Origin of the sequence: Phytoactinopolyspora limicola, assembly GCF_011320225.1 — a bacterium.
GTDB classification, from domain to species: domain Bacteria; phylum Actinomycetota; class Actinomycetes; order Jiangellales; family Jiangellaceae; genus Phytoactinopolyspora; species Phytoactinopolyspora limicola.
Window position 1 is genome coordinate 34,614 of the sequence record NZ_JAAOEN010000018.1, and the last position, 12,976, is coordinate 47,589.

Below are 12,976 nucleotides of genomic sequence, written 5' to 3' on the forward strand. Positions count from 1 at the left end.
CATCACCACCACGATGTCGGAAATCTCCGCAGTGCCGGGAGAAGAGTGACGGCTGGCCATCGATGCAATCGCGGGGTGAAGCATCGCACCCGGGCTTACCGATCTCCGGGGTCTTGATGCTGGTAAACCCGGTATCGACATTCGATACGTCACGCTGCAACATCTAGACCTGAGCTTCGCCCGGGGCATCCTGACGGTGTTCGAGTCCGAGCTGTCCGACTGCCGTTTGACTCCATCAGCCTCACCGGGCAGCCACGTTTCGATCGTCGCTTCCAACGGTGCAGCTTCCGCAACGCCAAACTTGCCCGGATCTCTCCCGGACGGCAGGTCCTCGACCGCGACTTCGCCTCTGCGAAGGCTCACCGGCTGCGCTCGATTCCCAACGCGGCCTTCGAACGGTGCACGTTCGACGAGTCCGACCTCTCCGCGGCCCAGTTCGAGGGCGCAACCTTCATCGACTGCACGTTCCGAGACGCCCTGTTCACGGAAGCGACCACCTTCAGCCGCTGCTCATTCGTGCGCACACGTCCCGACTTTCCGCCGCCCAGGTGTCGAAATCGACCGCGGATGGCACACCGCTACCGGACCAATGGGAAGGCGAAGCTACAGCAAACGCCGTGTTAGAACGATCCTTGCGAGGGCGCCCCTCAACTCGGCCGAGTCCACCACCATGTTCTCGGTAAATCGCTCCAGGGTAACGCCGTCCAACCATTCGTCCAGCTCTTCCTGGTCCACATAGGCCAACGACACCTTGCCCAAGCCCGTGGCGTGGGTGGGCAGCCGGCTGCCCACCTTGGACACCAGTTGTACTCGACATCAACCTCCGGGGCGCGTTCATCCTGTCGAAAGCCGTCCTCCCCAGCATGACCGCCTCCGGGTACGGCCGGATCCTGCACGTAGCCTCCATCGCCGGCAAAGACGGCAACGCTGGCATGGTGTCGTACTCGGCATCGAAGGCGGGACTGGTTGGCATGGTGAAAGCGATGGGTAAGGAGTACGCCCAGACCGGCGTCACCATCAACGCCATAGCACCTGCGGTGATCCGGACTCAGATGGTGGATGAGATGCCCGAAAGCCAGGTCGACTACATGCTCTCCCGCATCCCGATGAATCGATGCGGCACCCTTGACGAGGTCGCGGAACCCATCTCTTGGACGGTGTCACCGGCGGCCAGCTACACCACTGGGTTCGTCTTCGACCTCAGCGGTGGGCGCGCCGTCTACTAGCGCGCCGAACCCGGCCCCATGCGATGGCGATCATTCGCCTCCCCCGACCGTCTCACCCACATAACCAGCGATCCGATCGAGCACCTTAGGCTCCAGTGCTCGCGTTGAGGCCATGTAGGCAGGTGCGGCCCACACCGGTGTGTCGGCCGCGGCTCCCAAGGGGCGATAACTCCCGCCGGCCCGACGCACGAGAAGGATGCCCGCGGCCACATCCCACGGGTTAACCGCGGTACCGAACGCGGCGTCGACCCAACCGGCCGCCACGTGAGACAAGGTCAGTGCCGCACTTCCCGGCCGGCGGACGGAACTGTAGGTGTCGATCAACTCCCCTAACCGTTCCAACGCCACCGGGCCATCTCGGTCGAGGTCACGCGCCGTGGGGTATGCACTGATCAGCAACGCGTGTGCTTCGTCGCTGACGCCGCCGGAGTTCAGCCGGGCACCGTTGAGGTACGCCCCGGCCAGATCCGCCGTGAATAGGTGGTCGGCCATGGGATCCAGCACGGCTCCCGCGACGATCTCGTTGCCGACGACGGCCCCGATCGACGTGCAGAAGAAGGCGAACCCTGACACGAAGTTGGCCGTGCCGTCGATCGGATCGACATACCAGCGGATGTCGCCGTCTCCTTCGGCGCCGCGCTCCTCCCCGACGACGACACTGTCGGGGACACTCGCGAGAAGCACCTCGCGGATCCGGTCCTCCGCCAAGCGGTCGTACTTGGTCACCAGATCGTGGTTGTCGCGCTTATAGTCGACCTCCATCTCCTGGCGAAAGGCGGTGCGCAATTGCCCAGCGACAGCCTGTGCGGCCTGGCCAGCCACGTCACTGAGGTGCTGAGATAGATCACGAAGCTCGGACACGGATTTCTCCCTACGTTTCTCGGAATACCCATAACAAGCGGGTCGCCCACCAGCAGGAGCCACGGCCCGCGACGCCCTGACTACCCGGCCACTTTGTCTACACAAAGTGGCGTGTCAAGGCCGACCGTTAGGCTTCCCTATGATATGTTGTCTATACAATTCAGCCCATCGGGCGCGAGTGGTGCCGTCAGCCATCAAGCAGCCCTGACCACACTCATGGACACACCTTCATGAACCTCTCTGTCGAACTTGACCGGTCCGATCCTGTGCCGTTGTACTTCCAGGTCGCGCGCCAGATCGAAGCAGCCATCGTCGAAGGCCGACTCCGGCCGGGCGCACGCCTGGACAACGAGCTCGTGCTGGCCGAACAGTTGAGACTGTCGCGGTTGACCATCCGGCGCGCCATCCAGCATCTGGTCGACAAGGGCCTGCTGGTCCGCAAACGCGGCGTCGGCACCCAGGTGGTCCATGGCCAGGTCAAACGTGCCGCCACCCTCACCAGCTTGTACGACGATCTGGTCAAGTCCGGCCAGCAGCCCACCACCCAGGTACTCAAGATCGACCTGGTACCAGCGCCAGCGGAGGTCGCCGACGCGTTGGGCATCTCCGAAGGACGACAGGTCCTCGCCCTGGAAAGGCTCCGTAGCACCCAAGACGGCCCACTGGCCATCATGCGCAACTGGCTCCCCGCGAGTCTCGCCGAACTCACCACCGAACAACTGGAACAACGCGGACTCTTCCAGCTCCTCCGATCCAACGGAGTCCACCTGCGGGTCGCTTCCCAGCAGATCGGTGCCTCTAATGCCACCACCGCTGAAGCCCGACTGTTGGGTGAAAACCGGGGTGCCGCCCTGCTAACCATGGTCCGCACCACGTACGACGACGTCGGCCGCGCCGTCGAGTACGGGCGCGACTCGTATCGCGCTTCCAGGTACACCTTCGAGATGACCCTGGTGGATCGGTAGCCGCGCCCGCATCATCGTCGTCCCCTAGGTCGTGTCCGAGCGATCACGTTGCCACGGCTAGCCGGCGAGGCAGTCTTTGAGCTCGTCTAACTCGTAGAAGAGACCGCCATCCGAGTACGGTTGGCACTCCTCCTTGAATGGAGTCTCTGCCTCGTTGACCAGCATCCGCACCAGGTAGTCTCCGTCAGCGTTCGCATAGACATCCCATTGCACGTTGGCGCCCATCGGCGAGACTTGATCCCCACGCCACGGGTTGTTCTCATAGCTGAACAGTTCCCCCTCCGGCTGCTCGACGCCGGCCCCTGGCAATTGCATCAGCGCGGCGAGCGGCATGATCTGTTCGGCATGGGCGAACCGGAACACGGCCGCGTGCTCGCTGGCACCCGCCCGCACCGCGTCGATCTCCGCAAACAGGTCATCAAGCAAGACCTGAGCCATCCGGTAGGTAATGTCGTCACCCTCGAACGCCGGCCCCTTCTCGTAGAACTGCTGAGTATCCACGAAATACGCCATCATCTCCGCGTCCTCAGCGGTGACGTACTGATCGAATCGCCACCTCCCCTCATCGGGGATCCCCGGTGCGATGATGTACAAGTTGTACAAGTAGTCAGCCGCGCTGGCCACGTCATCCAGGACCGTTTCACCTTTGCCCCGGTCAACGAACTCGAACTCGCCAGCATCCAGCCGGTCGACGAAGTCGCGGTCGAAAAGCCGCTCCATCATCCGCCGGGCGGCGGCATGCACCTGCGGGTCGTCGGCCACCTCGGCCAGAGCTGCCAGAAGCCGCGGATCGTTGTCTTTGTAGTCCCGGTAGTCGGCGTTCCGCTCCGAGTTGTGGAAGTAGAGCACATCTTCGTCAACCACCGGGGTGTCGATCAGCCCGGCCAGCCCTGGCTCTGCCATCACCAACCCGTCAACGAAGTTGTCAGCGCTGTCGACGGCGCGGTCCTTGCCCGATGTGACGACGCCGATCCGTTGGCCGTCCTCAAGAGCGTGGTCGAACAACTCGGGGAGGCGTTCATGAACTCGCATCGCCATGTCCTCATGCTCACGAGCACCGAGTTCGGACAGGTTTCCGTACCCGAGGCGTTCATGCACCCGGATCAACCTGCGCACCTCCCCGCCAAGCCGTGCGCCAATCGGGGTCAACGCCTGCTCGTCGCGGGCGGCCTCCCACAGTTGCAGTGTCAGGTCGTCATACTTCTTACTCGACAGCAGCCGCGATCCATGCCGGGCGACGTGCTGGACGGATACCGGCTCGAATCCGTCCGGGGCATCCGTATAGTCCCCGGGCTGACCTTGTGGTTCGTAAGGTTTCTTTGTCGAGTAATGACCTTGTGGTTCACCGACGGCTGGTGCCTGACCATTGGCCACACCGGCACCGGTCAGAATCAGCGCGACGGCCGCGGCGGCGGCGATCACACTGGCCGTGGTGCGCCTGCGTACCTCACCCGGACTCCTGGTAGTCGTTGATCCCATTGCCTCGTGCTCCTTTCCTGTTGCGTGACTGGATCACTCACGATGGCGATGACTCGGCCGCACGGAGGACGGCCAGTAGTTCAGCCGGATCGGCGACGGTGAGATCCGGGGTGTCCCGCACTCGATACGGCGGGTCATAGGTGTCCTTGGCCACCATCAAGATCGTCGCCGCGACTCCGGCACGTCGCCCACACACCACGTCCCGGTCGAAGTTGTCGCCCACGTACCACACGTCCGCGCAACGGACGGAGAGCGCCTGAGCAGCCATATCGATAATCTCCGGGTTCGGCTTGCGGATGCCGACCTCGTCGGAATAGACCTGCACCTGGATCAGCTGGTCCAGGCCGAGTTCGCGAACCACCTCCCGATGTACCTCACCAACCAGGGCGTTGCTGACGATTCCGACCGTCACGCCGTTCTGACGTGCGGTTTCCAGCAGCTCGTGAATGCCGTCTCGGGGTTTACGTTCTGCCTGTAACTCCACCATCCGCCGGCATAGGTGTTGCGCGTGCGCCACCACCAGCGCACGTTCGGCCGGTGGCCAGTCCGCGGCCACGTACTCCGCCCAGAACTCACGATGGGTCGCCTCGCGCGGCGCATACGGCCGCGACATCGCGTTCTTCCAACCGGCGTGTGCCGCCCGGCCCGCGGTGATGTCGAGCTCGACGTCACCGCGGGTCAGCGCGGTATGGCCGGCCGCCCGAAGCGCCTGGTGCACCTCGGCCGCTAGTTCTCGGCGCCAGCCCGGGCGGCCGAACGTCTCGACCACCACCCCGCCGAAGTCCAGCAGCAACGCTCTCGGCATCGTCGACACTGCCGTCGTCACGCGTCGCTCCCCACCTGGATGGAACTGGCGGTCACTGCGTCGTCGTACGCCGTCATCCGGGTATCACTCTCATCGAAGACGTGCAGATCACTGGCGCGGGTCCAGCACGTCACCTCGTCGTCGGCGCCATGTTCGATCGGATCGGCCGATACCAGATAGAAGGTCCCATCAAGCACTCGCAGCTGAACCGTCCAGCTGGCGCCCGTTGGCAGCACTGCTTCTACCCGGGCCGGTGCGTGCCACGCCCCGGGTGGCACCGCCGTCGGTGCCGAACTCAGCCGCAGGGCCTCCGGGCGCACACCTACCGCCCCCACCGGGTCGGCCAACTCACCTACCGAGGCTGCATATCCCACCAGCGACGACGCCACTTTAGGCCCGCTCGTATCATCCCGGGCGACGTAGTTCATCGGCGGGTTACCGACGAATTCGGCTACGAATCGGTTCGCCGGACGGTCGTAGATTTCCATCGGCGAACCTAGTTGCTGGAGCACTCCGTCGTTCATGACCGCGACGAGAGTGGCCAGCGTCATCGCCTCGAGCTGATCGTGGGTGACAAAAACAATGGTGGTCCGCCAACGGTCGTGAATTCGTTTGAGTTCGGCCCGCATTTCCAGCCGGAGCCGCGCATCCAGATTGGACAGCGGCTCGTCGAGTAGGAGAACCGACGGGTTCACCGCCAGCATCCGGGCCAGGGCTACTCGCTGCTGCTGCCCACCCGAGAGCTGCGCCGGGAAACGGTCCTTGAGTTTGTCGATACGCAACAACGACAGCACCTCTTCGGTGCGTTCGGCACGTTCTCGACTAGGGATCTTCTTGATACGCAGGCCGAAATCGACGTTCTTCTGCACGGTGAGGTGCGGCCACAACGCGTAGCTCTGAAAGACCAGTCCCATCTGCCGTTTCTCCGGTGGGACGAAGACTCCCTGCTCCACCGAGTCCAGCGTCCGATCGGCTACCCGGATCTCCCCGGCTGTCGGCTGCTCCAACCCGGCGATCATGCGTAGTGTCGTGGTCTTTCCGCATCCCGAGGGGCCCAGCAGGCACATAAACGCCCCATCCGGAATCGCGAGGAACAGGTTGTCGACGGCCTTCTGTTCCCCGTCATAGATCTTGTCGATCGCGGTCAAAGTGATATGCGGCATAAATACCCCTATCCCTGAAGTCCGGAGGCGAGACTGCTGCCGGTAAGGCGCTGTGCGAGATACGTCGCGACAAAGGCCATGGCGGCGATGATGAGCACGACGGCGTTGGCTAGCTGGAGATAGCCGAAGTCCACCAAGTTCACCGATAAGGTGGTGAGCAGTTCGGTGTTCGAGGTGGCCAACATAATTACCGTACTCAACTCTTTTAGGCCGGAAATGAACGGCAGAATAATTCCGGTGACCAACGCGCCCTTTTGGATCGGCGTCACGATCCGCGTCATCCGGCGCCACCACCCGGCACCACTGACCTGAGCCGCCTCTTCCGGCTCCCGTCCGAGTTGCATCATCGCTGAGATCCCAGCCCGCGATGAATACGGTAGGTTCCCGATCACCATCACGATGACCAAGATCGTGAACGTTCCATACAACGCCGGGACCGGGCCGCGCTGCACGGCAAACAACGACAGATATGCTGCCGCGAACGCGATCCCGGGCACGAGATAGGGCAGGAACGATATCTGCCGCAACATCGACGACAATCGTGTTCCTGACGTGCGAACCACGACGTAGCCCACAAGAAGGCCCAACACGCCACAACAGACGGCGGCCAGCCCGACCACCCGGAAGCTGTTCCACATGGCCGAATAGAGTTCACCGCTCACCAGCACGCCCCTGGGGAACGCGACGCTGTCCAGGTCGGTGCCGATCCAGTACCTGAGAGTGAAATTGCTGAGCTCGAAGCGGCCGGGAATCCGTTGAATGGTTGAGAGGAACAACACCCCGATCGGGATGATCACACTCGCGGTAAACACGGTCATGGCCAGCCCCAGAGCCGGCATCCGCCATCGCCGCAGTTTGGTCCGGCGATCCATGGACCCCTTGCTGCCGACGGTGACGAATCGCCGGTACTCCTTCAGGATTTTCGAGTCGACCAGAATGACCAGGATGCCGACCACGATGACGACGAGGGCGATGACCGCGGCGACCCCGTTCTGACGGTTACGGATGCTCTGGAACAGCGATGTCGACATCACCTGGAAGTCCACCGGCAGCCCCAGGATGTAGGGCGTGCCGAACGTCCCCAGGATCTTCGCGAAGATCAGCAACACGGCCGACGTGAGGGACGGCAACATCAAGGGCAACACGATGCGCTGTGCGATCGTTCGCCGCCGTGCTCCCAGCACCCGCGCGGAGTCCTCGAGCTGAGAGTCCATGCGGCGCAACGCGTTGCCGAACAGGAGCAGCACGAACGGGTAATAGTGCAGGCCGAGGGCCACGATCGTGGGGAACGCTCCGTAGGCCAGCCAGTCTGGGACCTGGACGCCCATGGCCTCCAAGAACCCCTGCCGGCCCCCCATCCGCCGGTTCTTGAAGATCGTCAACCAGGCCAGGGCAAACGTCCAGGACGGCATCATGTACGAAACCACCAGCGCGGTGGAGAACCACTTCCGGCCCGGGAGGTCGGTGCGGGCGATCAGCCACGCCATCGCGCCCCCGACGACAAGTGCGAACAGCGTCGTGCCGACCGCGATGACGATCGTGTTGAGAAACGGCTGCCAGAACAGGATGGAGCTCACGTCGGACCGGAACACCCGCCACAGGTAGTAACCGGTCCAGGCGCCGGGCTCCTGCCCCGTATGAACGTGGTCGCCGAAGTGGACCCGGAATGCGTCGGACGCTACGGACAGAATCGGGGCGACGATGAGATAGAGAAAAACTATCGCCAGCAAGACCCCGATGAGCTTGGTTGGTTCGTGCCGAGCCACCGCGAGGTGATACTTCGTCCGGCCGAACCTTCCCCTCGGGGGCTCCGGCGGCATGTGCGCCGCCTCCCTGGGAAGCGTGGGTACAGCCACAGGCAACCTTCCTCGTCAAGTCACGAAACGAAGTGTTGTGCTCAAACGTTTGGGGTAGGCGCATCAGCGCCGGTGTACGCGCCAGAAGTCGTGCATGGCCTGCCGGTTGGCCCAGTTCTCGGACACCGTGGCGTTGTCGAAAAAGAAGATCTTGTCGGCGCGCTCCGCCGCTCCGCTGGGGTCCTCCTCGCTGGCCGGCACCTCTGGGTTGGACGAGAGCTTGCCGTCGTCAACCTGGGGTTTGATCCCTTCGGCGGTCATCGCGTAGTGGATGAACAGCTTCGCGGCGTTCGGGCTGCTCGTGCCCGACGCCATAACGATGGCTTTCGGCTTGGCGAAGCCGACCCAGGGTGCCATGTCTTCACAGACACCGAGGACGTAACCCTTGTCGTCGTTGTTGCGGAACTTCGCCGAACTCATCAGACCCATCGGCGGATCGGACTGACCGGGCGCTCCGACCGCCTCCGAGGCCTCTTCACTGCTCTTGGTGAGCAAGGGGCCGTTTTGCGCCAACCGCTTGATCCACTCGTGGGCGGCGCTGTCTTCCTCGGTTTCAAGGGGTTCGCCGTAGAGGTCCTCATAACTTTGGCGCAGTTGCTCATCCCCGTGCAGGCTCATCTCCGTCCACCAGTCGGCGTAGTCGGGCTGACCGAGGGGATCCTGAAAGACGAAACCGCCGGGCTCGACCAGCTCCGGGTCGGTGAGCGCCCAGACGTTGCCGACCGGGCAGGTGTCGTGAACCTCAGTGTTGTACGTGTACAGACTCGGGTCGGTGATGACAATCAGCGGGTCCAGCATGCTGCCGGGGACGAGATCGGCAACGTCGGGCGGAATCCAGTTCTCGGCCACTCCCTGCGGAAAGAGCTGTTCGGAGACCGAAGGTACATCGCTGATCAGGGCGACGTCGGCCGTCACGTTTCCAGCCTCGGCTTCCCTCGTCATCTTCTCGGCGATCTCCGAGCTATCCAGTTTGATGCCGGTGGCGTCGATGTCATACGTGGCTTGGAACTCGGCCGCCATTTGCTCGATCTTGCCGGTGCCGTCGTACACCGTGACGCTGCCTTCTTCGCGCGCCGCCGCGATGAGTTCATCAAGGTCGAAGTCCTCGTCGACCTCCGCCGCCCCGGCCTGTTCCTCCTGCTCGTCCTGCGCGTCCGCTGTTGCCTGCGGCGTTGACGACGGGGCACAGGCGGCAGCCAACAGGACCGCGACCGCCGTTGCCGCCATGATTGCCGCACGCCGCTGATCGAGAGATCGGCGGCTGGCTCTGTGGGTGTGGTACATCCGGCCTCCTCGTTGTGTCGCCCTGACACCCCTCGTGGCCGCCATCGGTTGCCACGTGTTAAGCGCGGGTTTCCACATACCCTTCATCAGGCTAGGTATATATGTCAATACATATAGCCTAAATTCCCATACTCCAGCACATCAGGCCAGTTCAGAAGGGCGACAGTAGATCGTTTTGCAGCAGAAGCGCCGGATCCACTCGAGGCGGACATAGGCTCGGCACACTCAGACTTCCGACATCGCGGTGACCATCACCACCACAACGTCGGAAGTCTGAGTGGTTGGCGCGAGCGCTGCCCATCGTTGCGTTGGTGGTCGTCGCTGCGGTGTCCGCCGCTGCCTGTGCTGGTTCGGACGGTCGGCTGACTGTCACCGCCGACGGGCCCGTGCTGAGCCACACGCCCCAGAGCGACGAGTCGAACGCCGCGGAGCTCAGCGGCGTTCTGATCATGGATGGCGCGTGCCTACGGGTGGAGGCGTCCGTACCCACGGGGCAAGAGGTCTGGACGGTGATCTTCCCCGCGGCGTCATGGGAGGGGGACTCCGACGTGTTGCGGACGGCTGACCTGACGTTCACCCTCGGTGGCCCGATCAGGGTCGGCGGCGGCTACTACGAACCCGGGTCGCTGGTCGATGACGACCCTGACCTTCCGTGTCTGACCGGGCGGTACTTCGTCGCCGGCAGCGTCGACCACGGTTGATCCTGCCTCTCACGGCAGGCACGTCGGCAGCATCCACCCACCCTGGGCCGTATTACCGGTCAGCGAGTTCGGTAAACACACCCGGACCCGGAGTCAGGATCCCGGCTGGGTCGTGCCGCCGTTTCAGCTCGACGAGGTGCGGCCAGCGGTCTCCGTAGTGCTGCTCCCAGTCGGCTTGGGTGAACTCGACGGACTCGATCGGATAGCGCACGCCGCCCAACCCCCGAGCGTGCTCGAACAACCGCCGGTTGCGGCGCATCATCGCCGCCACATACTCGGCTCCCGCGTCCGCCGGGCAAGCCGTCATGAGCGTGAACAGGTAGACCCAGTCGCTGCCGTCGGGGTCCGGCAACCGCAGCGACGGCCTGGTCAGCGCGGAACGTTGATGAACGTACATCAGCACGAAGCCGCCGTCTCCGACGTCGGCCGGCTCCAGTTCGGCGAGCACCTCGGTGACGTAGCGCTGGGCTTGCGACTCCGGCAGCCACACCGTAAACCATGGTTTGACCAGGTTGTCCCAGTCCATCACCGCACGCAGCATCTCGACCGCATCGTCGATCCGCTCCACGTGTGGCAGGTAGTCGTTCTCGGTGATCTGCGCGTCACTCGACGGTCTCGTCAGTTCCCTTAGAAGGTGTGTGTCGTCGGCTGGTGCATCGGAGTTGAAGAAGGTGAACGTGCTCAGGTGGTGGACCTCGCCTCGTTCACCCGGACGCCACCACTCGCCGTAGATCTCGCTGGCTTCACCGCGCCGGGTCAAGGTGCGGACGTCGGCGAAAAGCGACTCCGCGCTGGTGTACGACAGTTCGTGGCCGCGTACCTTCTGCCAGGTCGGCACCACTCGCACGGTGGCCTCGGTGATCACCCCGTACTGCCCCAGGCCGGCCAGCACCGCGTCGAACAGTTCCGGCTCATGCTCGGCGGAACAGCGCAGTACTTCGCCCGCTCCGGTGACGACCTCCAGTTCCAGCACGCTATCTACCTGGGCGCCGGTCCGGAAGGCAGGCGGGATCCCGCCCAGCGACAACGTGCCGCCGAGAGTGAGGCCGAGGTAACCGGTCAGCGCGGGGGCGGTGCGGCCGTGTTCGTGGGCGGCGCGGTTGAGCTCCAGCCACGTGGTGCCCGCACCCGCCGTGGCCCGGTCCGCCTCCACCGACCGGACGCCAGCCAGTGACCTTCCATCGACGAGCAGGCCGCCGACGAGTCCCTGCCCGTGGGTAGTGTTCGCCAGGCCCCGCGTCGCCACCGGGATCCGCAGCCGCTGGCAGAACCGCAGCATGGCCTGGACGTCGGCTACCGACCCTGGACGAAGTACCGCCTGCGGTATCCGGCTGAGGTAACGCCCCGCGTCGCGGGAGTACTCGCGCCGAGTGGTCTCGTCGACATGAAGCGTCCCGTCGAGCGGTGGGACCGCGTCGACGTCGCCGCCGGCCATACCTACGTCGGGTGTTGTCACCCACGAACGTGTCGCGGGATCGAACCCGACCGCGGCGGGGATGCCGGCGCCGGGTGTGATGCTGTCCGAACTGGCCATGGGATCACTCCTGCTGATCAATGACCAGCATGGCGGGAAACCGGTCGATGATCAACAGGCGCACGCCGAGCGACCGGATGGCAGTTTCTTGATGGAGTGTGTCATTAACGCCAATTGTGCCGGTGTCTCTGGTCTAACAGGATCGTAGACAACCCCTACTCATCTCCGACCCCTACGATCGCGGAGCCCCATGATGGCCACCTGGCAATTGTCCCGCACCTTCGACTCCCCTCAGGGCCAGATCCGGTGGGACTCCTTCGGCTCCGGCCCGCCCATCGTCCTGCTGCACGGAACACCGAACTGGTCGTTCATCTGGCGGCAGGTGACCGAGCACCTGGCGCCTCACCACCAGGTCTACGTATTCGACTGGCCGGGCTTCGGCAGCTCGGACCGCTTCGACGGACAAAACATCTCATGGGACGAACAGGCCCGCCGGCTACCCGAGCTGTTCGCGCACTGGAACATCGTCGCGCCCACCGTGGTGGCCTTCGACTTCGCGCCAATCTTCGCCCTACGCGCCCATTTCTTCGAGGGCCTCGACGTCGGCGCATTCGTCCTCGCCGACGCCGCGGTGATTCCGCCGTTCATCACCGATTTCTCCCGCCTGGCCCGCGAGAACATGGGCACCGTACGCCAGATCCCCACCCACATCGCCGAGGCGATGATCGGCGCCCACCTCACCCAGACAACCCACCGGCCCATGAGCACCGACACATTAGACGCCTACATGTCGCCATGGCGCGGACCCGATGGCGTCGCCGCCTACTGGCGTGCCGTCGCCCGATACGACGAGGACATGGCCGCTCCCCTGGTACCGCGGCTGAAGGAGCTGACGATGCCGGTGCTGCTCCTGTGGGGCGATCAGGACCGGTGGTTCCCGCCGCCCAAGGCGCAGGAACTCGCCGCGGCCATACCCGGTGCGGAACTCACGTTCATCCCCGGCGCCGGACATTTCTCCCCCGAAGACAATCCCGGCGCCTTCGCCGCGGAGATCCTCGCCTTCGAGCGGACCCTCGACCGCGCCGACGGCGCCCCCGCCCCCTGGTGATCGAAGTCCAGATCGGGTCGCTATAGCGACCTGATCTGGACTTCGATCACGGGC

13 protein-coding genes are annotated in these 12,976 nt (G+C 64.1%); 5 read left to right on the forward strand and 8 right to left on the reverse strand.

The window, feature by feature from the left end:
- The first annotated feature begins 375 nt into the window (after positions 1-375).
- Entirely contained in the window at positions 376-624 is a 249-nt protein-coding gene (locus G8760_RS30995) for a pentapeptide repeat-containing protein (RefSeq protein ID WP_343074460.1), read from the forward strand.
- Here the strand turns inward: G8760_RS30995 and G8760_RS25365 are convergent.
- A complete protein-coding gene (locus G8760_RS25365) occupies positions 604-801 on the reverse strand; it encodes an IclR family transcriptional regulator domain-containing protein (protein WP_166355637.1) in 198 nt (65 codons plus the stop codon). The genes G8760_RS30995 and G8760_RS25365 overlap by 21 nt on opposite strands.
- A 14-nt stretch (positions 802-815) precedes the next feature.
- Between G8760_RS25365 and G8760_RS25370 the strand changes: the two genes are divergently transcribed.
- A complete protein-coding gene (locus tag G8760_RS25370; protein ID WP_281355185.1) occupies positions 816-1,226 on the forward strand; it encodes an SDR family NAD(P)-dependent oxidoreductase in 411 nt (136 codons plus the stop codon).
- 30 nt (positions 1,227-1,256) lie between these two features.
- On the opposite strand, the gene G8760_RS25375 is transcribed toward G8760_RS25370, so the two are convergent.
- Positions 1,257-2,087 carry an inositol monophosphatase family protein gene (locus G8760_RS25375; protein WP_166355638.1) on the reverse strand — a complete coding sequence of 277 codons (831 nt, stop codon included), beginning with the start codon at positions 2,085-2,087 and terminating at the stop codon, positions 1,257-1,259.
- A 230-nt stretch (positions 2,088-2,317) separates the two neighbouring features.
- Between G8760_RS25375 and G8760_RS25380 the strand changes: the two genes are divergently transcribed.
- Positions 2,318-3,052 (forward strand): GntR family transcriptional regulator, encoded by a 735-nt coding sequence (locus G8760_RS25380; protein WP_166355639.1) that lies wholly within the window; start codon positions 2,318-2,320, stop codon positions 3,050-3,052.
- 57 nt (positions 3,053-3,109) lie between these two features.
- On the opposite strand, the gene G8760_RS25385 is transcribed toward G8760_RS25380, so the two are convergent.
- The 5 genes from G8760_RS25385 to G8760_RS25405 form a co-directional block, all read right to left on the reverse strand.
- Complete coding sequence (locus G8760_RS25385) at positions 3,110-4,531, reverse strand: histidine-type phosphatase (protein WP_166355640.1); 1,422 nt, start codon at positions 4,529-4,531, stop codon at positions 3,110-3,112.
- Positions 4,532-4,568: 37 nt separating this feature from the next.
- Positions 4,569-5,357: an HAD family hydrolase gene (locus tag G8760_RS25390; protein WP_207782716.1), complete on the reverse strand. Its 789-nt coding sequence runs from the start codon at positions 5,355-5,357 to the stop codon at positions 4,569-4,571.
- Positions 5,354-6,499 (reverse strand): ABC transporter ATP-binding protein, encoded by a 1,146-nt coding sequence (locus G8760_RS25395; protein ID WP_166355641.1) that lies wholly within the window; start codon positions 6,497-6,499, stop codon positions 5,354-5,356. Before G8760_RS25395 ends, G8760_RS25390 begins: the two co-directional genes overlap by 4 nt.
- Positions 6,500-6,507: 8 nt before the next feature.
- Positions 6,508-8,319 (reverse strand): ABC transporter permease subunit, encoded by a 1,812-nt coding sequence (locus G8760_RS25400; RefSeq protein WP_166355692.1) that lies wholly within the window; start codon positions 8,317-8,319, stop codon positions 6,508-6,510.
- Positions 8,320-8,418: 99 nt separating this feature from the next.
- Positions 8,419-9,639: an ABC transporter substrate-binding protein gene (locus tag G8760_RS25405; RefSeq protein WP_207782718.1), complete on the reverse strand. Its 1,221-nt coding sequence runs from the start codon at positions 9,637-9,639 to the stop codon at positions 8,419-8,421.
- A gap of 281 nt (positions 9,640-9,920) precedes the next feature.
- Between G8760_RS25405 and G8760_RS25410 the strand changes: the two genes are divergently transcribed.
- Entirely contained in the window at positions 9,921-10,340 is a 420-nt protein-coding gene (locus tag G8760_RS25410) for a hypothetical protein (RefSeq protein ID WP_166355642.1), read from the forward strand.
- 52 nt (positions 10,341-10,392) lie between these two features.
- Here the strand turns inward: G8760_RS25410 and G8760_RS25415 are convergent, their stop codons facing one another.
- Entirely contained in the window at positions 10,393-11,874 is a 1,482-nt protein-coding gene (locus tag G8760_RS25415) for an FAD-binding protein (RefSeq protein WP_166355643.1), read from the reverse strand.
- Between the two features lie 193 nt (positions 11,875-12,067).
- On the opposite strand from G8760_RS25415, the gene G8760_RS25420 reads away from it, so the two are divergent.
- Positions 12,068-12,922: an alpha/beta fold hydrolase gene (locus G8760_RS25420; RefSeq protein ID WP_166355644.1), complete on the forward strand. Its 855-nt coding sequence runs from the start codon at positions 12,068-12,070 to the stop codon at positions 12,920-12,922.
- The last annotated feature ends 54 nt before the right edge of the window (positions 12,923-12,976 follow it).